Annotated in this window: 14 protein-coding genes; 6 read left to right on the plus strand and 8 right to left on the minus strand. The window is 36.9% G+C overall.

Annotated elements, in window-relative coordinates; all coding sequences use genetic code 11:
• Positions 1–42 precede the first annotated feature (42 nt).
• From accD to EO766_RS00195, 6 genes are all read right to left on the minus strand, one after another.
• Positions 43–969 carry an acetyl-CoA carboxylase, carboxyltransferase subunit beta gene (gene accD / locus EO766_RS00170; RefSeq protein ID WP_081299098.1) on the minus strand — a complete coding sequence of 309 codons (927 nt, stop codon included), beginning with the start codon at positions 967–969 and terminating at the stop codon, positions 43–45.
• A gap of 246 nt (positions 970–1,215) precedes the next feature.
• Positions 1,216–2,283 (minus strand): class II fructose-bisphosphate aldolase, encoded by a 1,068-nt coding sequence (gene fbaA, locus EO766_RS00175; protein WP_074417892.1) that lies wholly within the window; start codon positions 2,281–2,283, stop codon positions 1,216–1,218.
• A 177-nt stretch (positions 2,284–2,460) separates the two neighbouring features.
• Positions 2,461–3,252, minus strand: coding sequence for an ABC transporter substrate-binding protein (locus tag EO766_RS00180; protein WP_074419859.1), 792 nt, complete (start codon positions 3,250–3,252; stop codon positions 2,461–2,463).
• Between the two features lie 73 nt (positions 3,253–3,325).
• Positions 3,326–4,489 carry a threonine synthase gene (locus EO766_RS00185; RefSeq protein WP_074419858.1) on the minus strand — a complete coding sequence of 388 codons (1,164 nt, stop codon included), beginning with the start codon at positions 4,487–4,489 and terminating at the stop codon, positions 3,326–3,328.
• 58 nt (positions 4,490–4,547) lie between these two features.
• Positions 4,548–5,447 carry a LysR substrate-binding domain-containing protein gene (locus EO766_RS00190; RefSeq protein ID WP_074419857.1) on the minus strand — a complete coding sequence of 300 codons (900 nt, stop codon included), beginning with the start codon at positions 5,445–5,447 and terminating at the stop codon, positions 4,548–4,550.
• 20 nt (positions 5,448–5,467) lie between these two features.
• Positions 5,468–6,829, minus strand: coding sequence for a pyridoxal-phosphate dependent enzyme (locus EO766_RS00195; protein WP_074419856.1), 1,362 nt, complete (start codon positions 6,827–6,829; stop codon positions 5,468–5,470).
• Positions 6,830–7,092: 263 nt separating this feature from the next.
• Here EO766_RS00195 and EO766_RS00200 point away from each other — a divergent pair, with 263 nt between their 5' ends.
• The 4 genes from EO766_RS00200 to EO766_RS00215 all read left to right on the plus strand — a co-directional run bounded on the left by EO766_RS00200 (position 7,093) and on the right by EO766_RS00215 (position 12,816).
• Positions 7,093–9,477, plus strand: coding sequence for a sodium-translocating pyrophosphatase (locus EO766_RS00200; RefSeq protein ID WP_074417897.1), 2,385 nt, complete (start codon positions 7,093–7,095; stop codon positions 9,475–9,477).
• 61 nt (positions 9,478–9,538) lie between these two features.
• On the plus strand, positions 9,539–10,429 hold the full coding sequence (locus EO766_RS00205; protein WP_074417898.1) for a sterol desaturase family protein: 891 nt from the start codon (positions 9,539–9,541) through the stop codon (positions 10,427–10,429).
• Between the two features lie 168 nt (positions 10,430–10,597).
• Entirely contained in the window at positions 10,598–10,975 is a 378-nt protein-coding gene (locus EO766_RS00210; RefSeq protein ID WP_074417899.1) for a BlaI/MecI/CopY family transcriptional regulator, read from the plus strand.
• 5 nt (positions 10,976–10,980) lie between these two features.
• Positions 10,981–12,816, plus strand: coding sequence for a M56 family metallopeptidase (locus tag EO766_RS00215; protein WP_176712988.1), 1,836 nt, complete (start codon positions 10,981–10,983; stop codon positions 12,814–12,816).
• A gap of 20 nt (positions 12,817–12,836) precedes the next feature.
• Here the strand turns inward: EO766_RS00215 and EO766_RS00220 are convergent, their stop codons facing one another.
• On the minus strand, positions 12,837–13,859 hold the full coding sequence (locus EO766_RS00220; protein ID WP_074417901.1) for a PorP/SprF family type IX secretion system membrane protein: 1,023 nt from the start codon (positions 13,857–13,859) through the stop codon (positions 12,837–12,839).
• 97 nt (positions 13,860–13,956) lie between these two features.
• On the minus strand, positions 13,957–15,180 hold the full coding sequence (locus EO766_RS00225) for a serine hydrolase domain-containing protein (RefSeq protein ID WP_141676752.1): 1,224 nt from the start codon (positions 15,178–15,180) through the stop codon (positions 13,957–13,959).
• Positions 15,181–15,299: 119 nt separating this feature from the next.
• Between EO766_RS00225 and serA the strand changes: the two genes are divergently transcribed.
• Together serA and EO766_RS00235 are read left to right on the plus strand one after the other, a co-directional pair.
• Positions 15,300–16,544: a phosphoglycerate dehydrogenase gene (gene serA, locus EO766_RS00230; protein WP_074417902.1), complete on the plus strand. Its 1,245-nt coding sequence runs from the start codon at positions 15,300–15,302 to the stop codon at positions 16,542–16,544.
• A 93-nt stretch (positions 16,545–16,637) separates the two neighbouring features.
• A complete protein-coding gene (locus EO766_RS00235; RefSeq protein WP_074417903.1) occupies positions 16,638–17,822 on the plus strand; it encodes a carboxypeptidase-like regulatory domain-containing protein in 1,185 nt (394 codons plus the stop codon).
• Positions 17,823–17,835: the final 13 nt, after the last annotated feature.

A 17,835-nucleotide genomic window follows, 5' to 3' on the forward strand; every position in this document is an offset into this window, starting at 1 on the left:
GTTCAGTAAAAGCAGGTATGCTATTCAGTAAAATAATGGATGTTAGTTGTTAAACAGTGTAATTAATTCAGCAATTCTGTCTTTCAGGTTTTTCCGGTCAATAATAAAATCGAGGAAACCATGTTCCAATAAGAATTCACTTCTTTGAAAGCCTTCAGGTAAGTCTTTTTTTATGGTTTCTTTTATGACCCTTGGGCCGGCAAAACCAATTAAAGCACCCGGTTCAGCAATGTTTAAATCGCCCAGCATTCCAAAACTGGCAGAAATACCCCCAAATGTGGGATCGGTTAACAATGAAATATAAGGTAGTTTGGCATTGCTAAGCTGCGAAAGTTTGCCGCTTGTTTTGGCTAACTGCATCAGGCTGAATGCGCTTTCCATCATACGTGCACCACCACTCTTTGAAATAACCATGTAAGGTAATTGGTGTGCAATACAATAATCAACTGCTCTGCTGAATTTTTCGCCCATTACACTACCTAATGAACCGCCAATAAACTCAAAATCCATACAGGCTATTACAATTTTTTTACCCTTCACTGCACCCACAGCCACACGCATCGAATCTTTTAAATTGGTTTTTGACCTGATTTCGTCTAAACGTTGTTGATAATTTTTTAAATCGGTAAAGTTTAAAAAATCTTTACTGATAATATTGTCGAAAAGTGGCTCGAATTGTTGTTCATCAAATAAAATATCATAATATTCATCACTTCCTATTCTGTGATGATAGTTACATTTGGGACAAACGTATAATTCTTCTTCTAAATCTTTTGTGGTAGATATATAGTTACAATTGGGGCATTTGCTCCATAAACCTTCCGGGGTTTCTTTTTTGTCTGCTGTAGAGGTTAAAATTCCTTTTTTCCTTCTTTTAAACCAACTTCGTTTAATGCTCTCGTCATCTTTCATTTTATCTTCATCTCCGGTAAGGTTCTGTTCTATATTTTCTTCAAATTCTTTTTTCATGGCTATCATTTTAATATCTGCTTTTGTTACGTACAATGCCCATGAAATATTTATCCCGCCTGAAGAAGGAAACGTAAATCATGGGCATAGTATGTACTTCAATCGGGTGGGTGAAGGTAGCAAAAATAAGGTTGTTTCATGAAACAGTGCTTATTTGGTTGTGGCAATCTTACATAAAATATGTTTACAGGCCTAAAAACAACAATAGCCACCCGAATTTCAGGTGGCTACTGCAATGCTATTCAATTATGCATTTCGGTTAATACAATTCAAATCTTCAAATGCTTCCTGTAAACGGAGAATGAAGTTTTCTTCCCCTTTTCTTAACCAAACACGTGGGTCATAATGTTTTTTGTTAGGCATGTCTGGACCTTCTGGGTTGCCTAACTGGCTTTGCAAATAGTCTTCGTTCTTTTTGTAATTATTTAAAACACCTTCCCAAAAGGCCCATTGCATATCGGTATCAATATTCATTTTGATTACACCGTACCCTATCGCTTCTTGTATTTGCGATTTGGGCGAGCCGCTGCCACCGTGAAAAACAAAGTAAACCGGTTTTTCGGCAGTATGCAGTTGATGTTGAATGTATACCTGACTGTTGTGTAAAATTTCCGGCCTTAAATGAACATTACCCGGACTGTAAACCCCATGCACATTACCAAATGCGGCAGCAATGGTAAATAAGCTACCTACTTTATGTAATGCTACATAAGCCTGTTCAATTTCTTCGGGTTGAGTATATAATTTGTGGTTTTCTACATCTGAATTATCCACACCGTCTTCCTCACCACCTGTAACACCCAGCTCAATTTCAAGGCTCATACCGAGTGGTTGCATTCTTTTAAAATATTCAACTGAAGTGGAAATGTTATAATCTAATGCTTCTTCTGAAAGATCCAGCATGTGTGAACTGAAAAGCGGTTGTTTTTTTTCTTTATAAAATTGTTCGCCTGCATCTATTAATCCGCTTACCCATGGTAACCATTTTTTTGCAGCATGGTCGGTATGTAAAACAACCGGAACACCATAATATTTTGCAACATTGTGTACGTGTAATGCGCCAGAAATAGCTCCGGCAATATTGGCTTGATAATTATCGTTGGGCATTCCTTTTCCTGCAATAAATTGAGCGCCACTGTTGGAAAACTGAATGATTACGGGTGAATTTACTTTTGCGGCTGTTTCTAAAGTTGCATTGATAGAATTGGTGCCAATGCAGTTTACTGCCGGCATTGCAAATTTATTTTCTTTTGCATCCTGATATAATGCTGCAAGCGCATTGCCAAATAGTACTCCGGGTTGATACTTTTTCATTTTAAATGGTTTGTTGTTGGTTAGTTTGTTCAATCAATTTTGTATAACGTTCTTTTTTACGTATTATGGATGATAAATATACTTTCAATACTACCGTTTTTTTTCATCCTTGGGCAAAGATACTGATAGTTCATAAAAACAATTGTTAGCATTGCTATACAGCATTCAATCATCTTATTATTTTTTTTGTATTTGGTGAATAAGTGCCTGAAAATAGGGTGCACTTTGCAGCAATCGGCTTCCATACCAGCTAAACATTTCCCCATCTACCTGTAATATCAAAGCAGATGGAATGAGTTGTTGAAAATATTGAACATGTTCTGCCTTAAACGGGTAAGGCTCTGAAGAAAGTAGTATTAATTGAGGTCGTGCAGCTTTTATTTGTTCGGCTGAAACTTCAGGATATCTGTTGAGGTCTGCAAACACATTTTCAAATCCGCATTGCATCAGCATTTCGTTGATGAATGTGTTAGATGCAGCAACCATAAATGGCCTGTTCCAAATAAAGTAGGCTGTTTTTAAGGCAGGCGTAATGGCTACAATTTGCGCAAATTTTTGTTGAATTTGCATCACTAATATATTAGCAGGATCTGCTTTATTACAAATAGTACCCAATTGCAATATCATAGAACAGGCATCTTGCAAATTGTTGATATCTGTAACGCAAACCGGAGCAATATGGCTAAAAGCTTCTATTTGCGACTTTTCATTTTCTTCTTTATTGGCAATAATTAAATCGGGAGATAATTGCTCTATTTTTTTAAGATGCAGTTTTTTTGTTCCACCAACTATTGTTTTGCTGCTACGCCAATGTGCCGGATGTATGCAAAATTTGGTGATCCCTACAACTTCGTTTTCTAATCCTAAATGAAATAATAGTTCTGTTTGCGAGGGTACCAGCGAAACAATTCGTTTGGGAGCAATTAATCCCGGTAAAGGAAGTGCCGAGTTGTTTAAAAAAAAATACATGCAACAAAACTAAGCAAATGCCTATCTTCTTTAAACATTACTTAGTTTCAAAATAGTTGATTTTGATAAGCCGTTAATGGTATTTGTACCAGCTTCCGGTATTCACAATGCAAACATTTTCCTGGCTTTCTATCCAATTTTTTTCTACTAATTTTTTAAATCCTGCAAAGGCGGCAGCCCCTTCCGGTGAAAGTAACAAACCTTCAGTTCGGGCTATCTCCCGAATACCTTGTTGTATATCATTTTCAGACACAGTAACGCCGGTGCCTTTGCTTTCATGAATAACCCGCAACATGCTTTTTTCTGCAAAAGGAGTAGGTACAACCAAACCATTGGCAATTGAATAACCTGGTTGAAAGGATTCATTTTTTTTGCCTTTTTCAATCATTTGTATCATGGGATTACAATTTTCTGTTTGTACAATAACCATTCGTGGCTTTTTGGAGGAATTGAGCCATTGCATTTGCTGCATCTCTGCAAAAGCTTTCCACATACCAATTAATCCGGTACCGCCACCGGTGGGATAAATAATGACATCGGGTAATTGCCAGTTGAGTTGTTCGGCTATTTCATAACCTAAGGTTTTTTTGCCCTCTAACCGATAAGGTTCTTTCATGGTGCTCATATCAAATGCGCCGGTTTCGGCTGCTATTTGTTGTACCAATTTTCCGCAATCATGAATAAAGCCATTTACTTCAATCAATTTGGCACCGAACATTTGAACCTCTTCTTTAATCAACATGGCACTCGATTTTGGCATGACCACCGTAGCTTGTATCCCTGCCTTTGCGCAATAGGCACTCATGGCACCACCTGCATTACCGGCCGTTGGTATAATGCAATGTTCAATGCCCAGTTCTTTTGCTTTAGAGATGGCAACACTTAAACCTCTTGCTTTAAAAGAGCCTGTTGGGTTTACACCTTCATCTTTTAAATAAAGCCGGTTTACTGCATATTTTGCGGAAAATTTATGGAGGGTATGCATGGGTGTAAATCCTTCTTCCAGGCTAATTCTGTTGGTTGCATCAAATACGGGCAGCATGGCAGCATAGCGCCATAAATGATGGGGTTGGTTGACTAAATTTTCTTTAGCAGGATGGATGCCATTATATTGGGTAAATAAAGGTTGATTGCAGCAGGATGCATAGGTTTGCTGCTGGTGTATATTGTATATTTTACCGCAATTGGAACAGGTAAGATGGCTGGCTCCTGAAATTGTTTCACTAACTGTTTTCACACTGTAAAACTACAGGTATGTTATAACCAAATGAATGCAAATTCGTTATATGCTATAACTATTTGTGATAAACAGATTGTGCTGTTTTAATCAATAATTTGTTCAAATTGCTGGTTTCTCCCTTACGTTGAATGAAATAAAAGTTACGTACAATACTGAGTCCTTCAAAGTGCAGTTGTTTCAGCTCACCATACTTTAACTCTTTGATAACAGACCGATGTGGCAGAAAACCCAGACAATCAGATTCAATTAAAAAATTCTTCAATGCTTCAGTTCCGCCTAATCTTACTTTAATATTTAAATCGTTGAGTTGTATTTTATGTTTTTCCAGATTTTTTTTTAAAACTGCCAAAGTACCGCTTCCACGTTCTCTGATGGCTAAAGGCATCTGATATAAATCTTTTACCTGGTAATTCTTTTTTTGGGCCCAGATACTTTGCCGACTGCAAACGGCAACCACTTCATCGGTTATAAAAGGCAAATAACTTACATTGGTTAATTGTCCTTTTTCTTCAATAATACCCAGATTAATTTCTTTATTCAGGAGGGCATCCAAAACAATTTCTGTATTTCGGTTCAATAAACTGATGGTTAAATTAGGATGTTGTTCATGAAATATGGATAATACTTTTGGTAAAATATATAAAGCCACGGTGGTACTGGCTCCTAATTTTAAAACCCCTTCTGCCTCCATTGCTTTGGAAAGGGTGGTGATGTCGAAAAGTGTTTGTTCCTGAATACGTTTTACTTCTGTTAACCTTTCAAATAAAAGTTCACCGGCTGGGGTTAGTTCAATATACATTCCGCGCCGATCGAATAATTTGGTTTTATATTGAAATTCGAGTTGCTTTATATGTTTACTGATGGCAGGTTGAGAGATATACATTTCCTCAGCAGCTTTCGAAAAGCTTTTCTGTTTGGCAACTTCTAAAAAAACTTCGTGCTGTGCTGAGAGCATAATATAATTTTAAAAAGTGATTAACGGCCAAGGCTTTGCAAAATATCATATTTGGTAATGATGTGATAATCTCCTTTTTCATCGTTCACCAATACGGCACCGTTGGTTTTATTGATGAGTGCTCCTAATTTTTCAATGGGTGTGGCAATGTCTACAATAGGATAGGAGGGTTCTGTTACTGTTTCAACCATTTGCGATTTGATTTCCGGATTCGAAAACATTTTGATAAATAATCCTCCTTCACTTACAGCGCCTTTAATTTGATTGTCATCCATCACAGGAATGTGTTCAATATCGTATTTTTCCATCAATGCAACAGCATCTGCAACTGTTTGTTGCGGAGATATGGTTACTAATTTTTTGTGTGCCCTGCCATTGATAATGTCTTTACATGTTTTTACTTCTAAAAAACCGCGCTCCATCATCCATTGATCATTGTATATTTTACCTACATACCGGCTGCCATGATCATGGAAAATACACACCACAAAATCATCTTTTTTCAATCGGTTTTTTAATTGCATGAGGCCCTGTAAACAACTGCCGGCGCTGTACCCACAAAATAATCCTTCTTCTTTGGCAATTCTTCTGGCCATAATAGCACCATCTTTATCTGTTACCTGCTCAAAATGATCAATGAAACGCATATCGTAGTTTTTGGGAACAAAATCTTCTCCAAAACCTTCACTGATATAAGGGTGTACATACGACATATCTACTTCTCCCGTTAGATAATAATGCGTCAGCAACGAACCATATACATCTATTGCCCAAACCTGGATATTTGGATTTTTTTCTTTTAAATACATAGCCGTTCCGGTAATGGTGCCACCTGTTCCGGCCGTACATACTAAATGAGTTATTTTCCCATCAGTTTGCTCCCAAATTTCAGGGCCTGTGCTTTCATAATGTGCCTGTCTGTTGGCCAAATTATCATATTGATTCATGTAGCAGGCATTGGGAATTTCAAGACTTAGTCTTTTGGCAACACTGTAATAACTTTTAGGGTCTTCGGGTAAAACATTGGTAGGACAAACAATTACTTCTGCACCAACGGCTTTTAAAATATCTGCCTTTTCTTTACTTTGTTTATCGGTGGTAACAAAAATACATTTATAGCCTTTTACACAGGCCGCTAATGCCAAACCCATACCTGTATTGCCGCTGGTACCCTCAATAATGGTTCCTCCGGGTTTTAATCTGCCTCCCTGCTCAGCTACTTCTATCATTTTTAAAGCCATACGGTCTTTGATAGAATTACCGGGGTTAAAATAATCAACTTTGGCAGCAACAGTACAAGGAAAATCTTTTACAATTTTGTTCAATTGAATCATTGGTGTATTCCCAATGGTTTCTAACACATTTTTTTTAATATTCATCATGGCAAATGTTTGTGCTGCAAATGTAGGTTTTTACTTTTTTGGTAATATATTAACTATTAAAATAATATTATTTAACGAAATGAAAAAGATAATATAGCAAAAATTTTGAATATTGTGTTGGGAGTATGCAGCTAATTTTATTATCTGATTTTTGATAAAAGAGGGAATACTATGCCGTTTTTTAAATAATTTTTATTGTTTTCCCCTATTTTTGTTGCCCTTAACATATAAATATGTTTTACTTAAACTAATAACCAAAGCTAATGACGAACAATTTGTTTTATGCAGTTCCAATCATGGGTATTATAGGTTTGCTGTATACCCTTATTCAATTTAAATGGGTAGCCAAACAAGATGCCGGTACACCCCGAATGAAAGAAATCAGCACGTATATCGCTGAGGGTGCTATGGCATTTTTAAAGGCAGAATGGAAGGTATTGGGTTATTTTGTTGCTTTTGTTGCCATTTTATTGGCATTTATGGCACAGAGTAACGCAAATAGCAATTGGAGTATTGCCATTGCATTTATTTTAGGTGCTGTTTGTAGTGCTGTAGCCGGATTTATTGGTATGCGTATTGCTACTAAAGCAAATGTTCGAACTGCTCAAGCAGCCAGAACCAGCCTTGCTAAAGCATTAAAAGTTTCTTTTACCGGCGGATCTGTAATGGGATTAGGCGTAGCAGGATTGGCTGTATTGGGTCTTGGTGCTTTATTTCTGGTTTTAAAGCAAATTTTTGCGCCAGATGCTGCTTCAACCAGCCTTGAAATGATTAAAACCATTGAGGTGTTAACCGGTTTTTCATTAGGTGCTGAAAGTATTGCATTATTTGCCCGTGTAGGAGGTGGTATTTATACAAAAGCAGCAGATGTTGGCGCCGATTTAGTGGGTAAAGTAGAAGCTGGTATTCCTGAAGATGATCCACGCAATCCGGCAACTATTGCTGATAATGTGGGTGATAATGTGGGTGATGTGGCTGGTATGGGTGCCGATTTATTTGGTTCTTATGTTGCTACCGTTTTGGCTACAATGGTACTGGGTCAGGAAACCATTTCACACGACAACTTTGGTGGATATGGCCCCATCCTATTACCAATGGTAATAGCTGGTGTGGGAATTTTATTTTCAATTATCGGAACTTTCTTTGTTAAAATAAGTGAACATGCCGGCGTAAATACCGCCAATGTTCAAAAAGCGCTAAATATGGGCAACTGGGGCAGTATTGTTTTAACTGCATTGGCCTGTATTGGTTTGGTAACTTATATTTTACCGGAAACAATGGTGTTACGCGGACTTGAATTTACCCGTTGGGGTGTTTTGGGTGCAATTGGTGTAGGATTATTGGTAGGTACTTTAATGAGTATTATTACTGAATATTATACTGCAATGGGCAAAAGACCGGTGCTTAGTATTATTAAACAGTCATCTACCGGACATGCAACCAACGTAATTGGCGGGTTAGCCGTAGGAATGGAAAGTACATTTTTACCCATTTTGGTTTTAGCCGGAGGTATTTGGGGTGCTTATGCCTGTGCGGGCTTATATGGTGTAGCCATTGCTGCTGCAGGCATGATGGCAACTACGGCCATGCAATTAGCCATTGATGCTTTTGGACCAATTGCAGATAATGCAGGGGGTATTGCAGAAATGAGCGAATTACCGGGCGATGTTCGTGAAAAAACAGATGTGTTGGATGCAGTGGGTAATACAACGGCAGCTACCGGAAAAGGCTTTGCGATTGCTTCGGCTGCTTTAACTGCGCTGGCTTTGTTTGCAGCCTATGTTGGAGTGATTAACAACAATGGTTATGAAATGCATGGTATTGATATTTATAAAGCAAAAGTGTTGGCCAGTTTATTTGTTGGCGGCATGATTCCATTTATTTTTTCTTCTTTAGCTATTCGTGCGGTGGGCCAGGCTGCCATGGCTATGGTAGAAGAGGTTCGTCGTCAGTTTAAGAATATTCCAGGCATTATGGAAGGAACCGGTAAGCCGGAATATGATAAATGTGTTGCCATTTCTACCAAAGCATCCATTAAAAAAATGATGTTGCCCGGAGCAATTACTATTATTGCACCTTTGTTAATTGGGTTTATTTTAGGACCTGAAGCTTTAGGCGGATTTTTAGCGGGTGCTACTGTAAGTGGTGTTTTAATGGGTATGTTTCAGAACAATGCAGGTGGAGCTTGGGATAATGCTAAAAAATCTTTTGAAAAAGGAGTTGAAATAAATGGTAAAATGCATTATAAAAAATCTGAGCCTCATAAGGCTTCAGTTACCGGCGATACAGTTGGTGATCCGTTCAAAGATACTTCAGGCCCGTCAATGAATATTTTAATTAAATTGATGTCCATTGTTTCTTTGGTGATTGCACCTACATTGGCCCATTTGCATCAGTCAGACGCCAATACAGTTAAAGCGCAAACCATTGAAATTTCCATCTCAGACAGTACACAAAAAATTTTAGGGCAGGGTTCGTTTTCTACCGGAAGTGATAACACAATGAATGCATTGATGCAGCAATTGCGTAATGATGGTGTAATACAAGGTAATGATGTTAAATTAGAAATTCGCAACAGCAAAATATTTATCAATGGCAAGGAGCAATCTGAAGCTATTATGGAAAAATATAAGGCATTTCTAAAATAACTAACCCAAAATTTTTTTTGCCGTGATATGTGTATATTAGAAGTTGATTTGATTGTATGCTATGCCGCAATTCCCTAATATATTATTACACGCTGTTCCTGCATTTATTCTGCTGATTATTGTAGAAGTGGTGTATGCATATCATATACAAAAGGAATTATACCATGTTAAAGATACTGCCACCAGTATAGTATTGGGTTTAGGGAATCTATTTACCGGTATTCTCACCAAAGCCATTATACTCTTATTTTTCTCCTGGCTATACACCTATCGTATTTTTACCATACCCTATACGGCATGGTGGGCTTGGGTGTTGTTATTTTTCGCAGATGATTTTAGCTATTATTGGTTTCATCGAATGGCACACACCGTACGTTGGTTTTGGGCAAGCCATGTAGTACATCATTCTTCTGAACATTATAATTTGGCTGCTGCTTTAAGACAAACTTGGACAGGTAATTTAACCGGCTCTTTCATTTTTTGGTCGTGGATGCCACTGGTAGGATTTCATCCCGTCATGATCTTACTAATGCAATCGATAAGCTTGTTATATCAGTTTTGGATTCATACCCAAACCGTTCAAAAATTATCCAAATGGGTAGAGTATATTTTTAATACACCTTCTCATCATCGTGTGCACCATGGAAGCAATATTTTGTACTTAGATAAAAATCATGCCGGTACATTAATTATATGGGATCGTATGTTTGGTACTTTTCAGGAAGAAGTTTTTACCTCAACTTTTGGCCTTACCAAAAATGTAAATACGTTTAACCCAATTAGAATTGCTTTTTTTGAATGGATTAAAATTGTGGGTGATCTTCGAAAATCGCACCGCTTACAACATATTTTGGGATATCTATTCGGTCTTCCAGGTTGGAGCCATGATGGCAACAGCCAAACTACCAGCGAATTGCGTAAAAGGCAGACTTCTGCCGAAAAAAAGCTTTAAACTTATTTTATCTTTTCTTTTACAGCGAAGCTGTGTAAATTGCTTACGAATGAAATCGTACCAACTTCAATGATTGTGAAATTGAATACCAAGTTTTAGTGATAAAGTTATCAGTTCAATAGATTTTGTTGGATTGTTCGTTTTTACACCCAAAATTCTCAAGTAAATATGAAAAAAATAAAACCTACCGAAAGTGAGTTAGAAATTTTGCAGATATTATGGCAAAAGGGTAATGCCACCGTTCGAGAAGTGCATGAAGTGCTAAGTTTACACAAAGATTCGGGATACACTACTACTTTAAAACTCATGCAAATTATGTATGAGAAAGGATTGGTGATTCGAAATGATCAAAATAAGACACATATCTATCAGCCGAATGTAAGCAAAGAAAACACCCAGCAACAGTTAGTAGGAAAAATGATACACAGTTTATTTGGGGGTTCGGCAACTGCTTTGGTTATGCAGGCTTTGGGTACAAATAAGCCAAATGCAGAAGAATTACAGGCAATACAAACTTTATTGGATAATTTGAAAAGTGCAAAATAATGGGCATGTTACCTGCTATTTTTACCAATTTAGGAGCAGCTATTGTTTGGAATGTACTGCAGGGTAGTATTGTCTGGTTATTGTTTATGCTCTTTAAAATATTATTTCCCAACAAAGTTGCAATGCATTACAATGTTGCGATAATGGCCATTGCAGGTGTTTTCATTCTCTTTATTTTTTCTTTTATACATTATCTTTCAATTGCTGATCCGGTTGCTAATCAACAATTAATACTGTCTGTTTTTATTGTTGAGTCCTTAAAAGGGGTAACCCATGCAGCAAATAAACCCATTTTTTATTATGTTTTTAATGCAATAGCAGGAATCTATATAGTATGGTTGGTGGTACAGCTGATTAGATGGCCATTAATTTTTCGGCAGCATAAAAATTTATTAGCAAATACATTGCAACCGTTACCGGAAGAATTTATAAAGTTTATTGAAACAAAAAAACAGTGGCTGCATTTAAAAAAATCCATTCGACTTTTTATAATTTCAGGTATTAAAAGCCCCATGACTATTGGATTTTTTAAACCATTTATTTTATTGCCGATTGCAGGAATTACACATTTGTCAACTACAGCGGTTGAAGCAATTTTGTTGCATGAGTTGGCACACATTAAGCGGAATGATTATCTCATCAATATCTTAGTTCAGCTGTTACAGTCAATCATCTGGTTTAATCCTTTTGCCAGATTATTGGTGAAGGAAATGGAACGCAGCAGAGAAATTTGTTGTGATGAATATGTGTTGCAACAAAAGTATGAACCGTTATTGTATGCTGAAACCTTGTTGCAATTAGCCCGAATATCACAAAATTATTCCTTGCCCGTTTTATCGATGCCGGCTGTGCAGCATAAGGGTGAATTGTTGTTTCGAATTAAACATATATTGTATGCAAATAAGCGTGCAGTATATTCAGGTCGTTTGGTATTTAGATGGCTGTCTGTTTTAGTTTTCATGATGGCAGGGTTTGTATTTGTGTATACCATGCAATTAAAGCAGCCTTTATTGGTATTGCATCCGAATGAGATGGTGCAGCAAAATCAACTATTTATTCATACAGTTGCTGATAAGAATAGTATTCTTCAGCCCTTTAAAATTTCAATGGAACCTGTACATCGTACATACAAAAAACAAAAAATAAAGCTACATTCAGACAAGAAAATGATTGCTGTTTCAAAATCTGCAACTTCCTATTTGCCTAAAGCAACTGTACCTGTTTCAAACCTGATTATTGACCAGTCTTTGCCTGTTGTTCAAACAGAAAATAAAGCAGCATCAACATTGCCTGAAGGCACTACATTCATTCAAACAAAAAATTTGCTTTCTTCAAATTCAAATCAACAAAATAGTGCTAAAATATATTTTAATCTATTCAGGCTCACTACTTCACAATCCATTTTAAAATTGTTTGCCGCAGATGATATAAACCAGCATGCACTGAAATTTTTCGCAAGTATTCAACATCAACGGCATTTAATAAAGACTACTGCTCTGAAATGGTGGATGAAAGCACTCTTGTATCAAATGCAACAGCAACAGATTGAGTTACAATCCATACATCAATTCATTCCCGTTATGGCTCATCAATACATTTCCGATGAAAATGCCTGTATTTTAAATATTTCTGCATGTCAGATGTTTTTGGTTCAAGTACAAAAAAGCAATTGGTGCAAAGAATTTGAGCCTGGCTATTTTATGTTACTGATTATGAATCCTGCTAATAATGAAATGCCTGAAGAGGATTATGTGTATTGGTTTTCTAATCAATCTGATGGGTTTGAAGAGCCATTGCCCATCATGAATGATACTGCCTGTGATGTTGTTTCATTCAATTAAATGATAAAATTTAATAATGCTCACCACAGTCTTCTGGGGCACCAGTCAGCATAACGATTGTTTAATAAAAAGCCAATCAAAATTTCATGGGTACCACTACTAACAGTTCCTAATGCTGAGGTGGTGTAATCGTATGAATAACCAATATTTACCGATTGATTTAAATTGATGCCTAACATGGCTGCAAATCCATTTTTATAACGCAATGATACGCCTGCCCACAATAAATCCTTGTATTGCAATTTTACATTCACATCTATCCCCAATGGCAATGGTAGAATATATCGGATTTGGAAGGAAGGAAGTGCACTGATATCGTCAGAAAGGCTATACCGATAGCCGGCGGTAAAAAACAAATGGGGCACCAATTTGCCCGGAACAATACCAACAGGATGATTGGAAAAATAAATCTGGTCGGGAATTATTTGCTGTGCAGATAATCCCAAAAAATAATTGGCTGCATATAACCACAAACCGGCACTGATATCCGGTTTTATCCGGTTAATGGTGTTGGCATTGGTTACTGCCGGATCAACCGGTACAGCAAAATTTAGGTTGGACGTATTTAAACTGAGTTGCGAAATGCCGGCTGATATTCCGGCAGACAAATTGGTGTTAGGAGTTAATCCTACATGATAGGCATAAGTAGCATAAGCAGCAAAACGGTTCAGTGATCCGGCCTTGTCGTTCAGAATGGTTAAACCAACGCCTGCATGGGCGGGTGCGCTGGTGTAATTTCGCCAATAGGCATTGCCACGAGGGTTTTCGCCAGGGGTATGATAGCCGGTTGCAGTTTTTTCAGGAAAGCTGCTTTTATGCAATGGCCCCTGAATGGTGAAATAAGTAGTAACAGGTGCATCTGTTAAACCTTCCCATTGAATACGGTGACTCAATTTTACATCGGTATAATTTTCAATTCCGGCAACTGCCGGATTAATAATAAAATTGTTTAAAATGTATTGCGTATAATAGGGTCTTTGTTGTGCTGATGCTGCAACAAAGAAAAAAGGAAATGCTACTAAAATGAATAGGCGAAGCTTCATTATTATTCAGACCCGAATGTATTATAAATTCAGGGAACTATCTACAGAAAAACAATAATCTGATGAGAATCAAATACAAACAATCTAAATCATCAAATTATTCTTCAATGCGGGAAGTGTCTGACTGGCCGGAGAAAACTGAAGTCATTTTTCTGGCACTGTAAATGTTTCGATTATACCTATTTCCTAATATAATTAAAGTGGCCGTATCATTAATTAATCGGGTAAATACGGTATTGTTGCCATGCCACCAGCCATTATGGTATATAATGGGGCCGTTACTGCCATCTAACAACATACGCCATCCCATACCATAATTGTGGTTCGATTTAATTTCAAGGCTTCTTGGCTCAAATGCCATTGAGAGTGTTTGTGGTTTTACAAAACTGCCTTCATACAAGGCTTTATCCCATAAAAGCATGTCTCTTACCGTACTGTACACATTTTTATCACCATAAATACAATCTAATTTTTCTAATTTAAATGGTGCTTTATTGGGTTGAAAAGAAGGTATATACCGATTGGTATCTGCAATACTGAATACATACGTATGCTTCATGCCCAAAACATTAAACACACTGTCTTTCATGTATTGCGGAAAAGGCATTTTGGTAATTTTTTCAATAATCAATGCCAGTAGTGCATAATTGGTGTTACAGTAATGAAATTTTTTATTGGGCAAGGAAAGGATAGCGGGTTGATGTGCAATCATATAGTTTAATACATCCTGATTGGTTTGAAAGCCTTTTACTTCATTCCCGGAAGGAACCAGATGTACAATTTTAATTCTTTTCCCTCTTTTGTTTCTTGCATAAGAAACCACTGCTTTCTTTTCATCCATGAAATAAACATAATTGGGAAGTCCGCTTCGGTGCGATAGTAAATCAGTTACGGTTATATTACGATAAGGAAAACTTGGGAAAAATTTTTGTATGGTATCGGTTAGTTCAATTCTGCCTTGCTCCCATAATCGCAGAAGTGTCATGGCAGTAAAAGTTTTTGAAATTGAGGCCAAATGAAAAGGATCATCGGGTGTTATTTTTTCATTTGTTTTAAAATTGTAATAACCATTGTAATCTTCAAAAACCACTTCGCCGTTCTTCGCCATTAAAATGGCGCCATTAAAATCTTTATCTAATAAATTTTTTTTATACAATGAGGAAATGGCATTTGCATAGGCTTGTTTCTGTTGCGGGGTCAGTGTATCGAAATGAAAAGTAACTGGTGCAATAGCTTGCTGTATGGCATTTTTTTCTTTCTGCGATTTGCAGGATAAAAACAACAATGTAAACAGAGATGAAAGTATCAATAATTTGTGCATGCCTCAATGGTTTCAAAAGGCGCAAATATAAAGGATAATGTGCCGAGTTTCGTTAAGCAAAAACAAAAGTAAAATTTGCATCAACTATTAATTGGAGAATATAATTTAATTTAGCAGCTATGAATAAGCAAACAACCAACCCAACCAGTTACCCCAAAGAAAAAATTAACATACTGCTTTTAGAAAACATCAGTGATAAAGCAGTGCAATATTTTAAACAAAGCGGGTATGTAAACGTTAAAAAATTAAATGGTGCTTTAAGTGAAGAACAATTAATAGATGCGGTAAAAAATGTACATCTGTTAGGCATTCGGTCTAAAACCAAAATAACAGAAAATGTATTAAAAGCCGCAACAAAATTACAGGCCATAGGATGTTTTTGTATTGGCGTAAATCAGGTAAACCTGAAAGCAGCAACCGATAATGGGGTAGTAGTGTTTAATGCGCCTTACAGCAATACAAGAAGTGTGGCCGAATTGGTAATTGCATTATCAATTATGTTGATAAGAAGAATTCCGGATAAAAATAAAGCAGCTCATGAAGGTATTTGGCTCAAAGAGTCGAAGGGCAGTTTTGAATTACGGGGTAAAACATTGGGTATTATTGGCTATGGAAATATTGGTTCGCAGGTAAGCGTTTTGGCCGAAGCAATGGGTATGCAGGTTCGTTTTTATGATATTGAAAACAAGTTGCCATTAGGTAATGCCATTGCCTGTAAAAGCATGAAAGAATTGGTGGGTATAGCCGATATTATTACCCTGCATGTTCCGGAAACACCACAAACCAAAAATCTGATTACAAAAGCGGTCATTAAAAATTTTAAACCGGGCACCATTTTAATTAATTATGCACGTGGTGAAGTGGTTGATTTGAAAGCGTTGGCAGAAGCAATAAAAGCCGGTGCAGTTGGCGGAGCTGCCATTGATGTATTCCCATGGGAACCAGAAAAAAGCGGCGATCATTTTGAAACGCCTTTGCAGGGGTTACCCAATGTAATTCTAACGCCACATATTGGTGGTTCCACCGAAGAAGCGCAGGAAAACATTGGTGAAGATGTAAGTGTTAAATTGTTTAATTACCTTGAAAGAGGTATTACCAATGGCTCACATACCGTTCCTGCCATTAGTTTGCCTCCTATAGATGGCGCACATCGTATTTTACACATTCACAGAAATAAACCTGGTGTATTAAGTGCCATCAATAGTGCTTTGGCGAGTCATCATATTAATATCGTTGGCCAATACTTAAAAACAAATGATGCCATTGGTTATGTTGTATTGGATGTAGATAAAAAATTATCTAATAAAGCAGCGGCATTATTAAAAGAGGTAAAAGATACCATTAAAGTGAGAATGTTGTACTAATATCATCACCACGATATGAGGAACAGATGATGGTAGCAAACGGATAATCAGGCTTACCTGCGAGCTTCAGCATCTACAATACTTAAATTTTTTATGAAACGTATTGCTGCTATTGTAGTTTGTATCATTTTAGGTTGTATAATCAGCCGGAATGCATTGGCCTATACCCTTAAAGGTATAGTTATCAATGCTGTTACACATCAGCCAGTTAGTGGTGTATATATTTATGTGAATCAGTCAACCTATCTTACCATCACCAATAGTGCCGGTCAGTTTGATTTGGATAATATTACTGGTATTGAAGCTGATTTGATTGCTACCAAAGCAGGTTTTGAAACCTTAACTTATCATATTACCACTCAAAAAATTCCAACGCAAATCCGATTTGAAATGACGCAGTTGGATACTGCCCGTTTTAATGTATGGATAGGTTCCGGTACTGCAAATGGGAAAGAGTGGTTTCAGTTATTCCAAAACTTTTTTATGGGCCATGCGGACTATGCTGCTCAATGTGAAATTTTGAATTCTGATGCATTGAAATTTAAATGGAACGATTCTACACAAATTTTAGATGTGCTGGCTGATGGCCCCCTCATGGTGAGTAATGAGGCGCTGGGTTATATGTTATTGATGAATTTGGAAAGTTTTAAGATGAATAAAAATGGCGACATGGTGTATGATGGCACGATTGCATTTAAGCCGCTGCATTCACAAAGTTTAGATATTAAAAATAAATGGATAGAAAATAGAAAACAAAACTATCCAACCAGTCAGATTGCTTTTTGGAAAAGCCTGTATAATGACAGTTTGCATCAAAATGGTTTTACTGTTCAATTTATACAACGCATTTTTGAAAATGAATCTGGTTATGCCAGTGCTGTTGCTAATAAAAAAAATACAACAGGTATGCAATCTTTAAAAGAAGGAAATACCATTGTTAAGAAAAAGTTTGTTGATGTTGCTGCAACCGGTGCACAGAATTTGTTATCTAATTTCCTGAAAAAGAATCAAGATAATCTTGCTGTATTATTGGCCTCACAGCACATTATGGAGGTAAAATATAAAAAAACAGATGCATGGGAACCGATTGACAGATCCAATGGGTTTAATCCATTTACCAGCTCATTAGCAGAAAGCTATTCGTACATTATTTTCTCTGATAATCCGGTTTATATTGCCAATACCGGATATTCTTTTCCATCTTCTGATTATTGGGTAATTGGTGATTGGAACTGGATGGGCTTATCCACTGCCATGCCTTATGATTATGGGTTGTAAAAATTAATTAGCA

The sequence above is a fragment of the Hydrotalea sp. AMD genome (assembly GCF_004100315.1).
Taxonomy (GTDB): domain Bacteria; phylum Bacteroidota; class Bacteroidia; order Chitinophagales; family Chitinophagaceae; genus Hydrotalea; species Hydrotalea flava.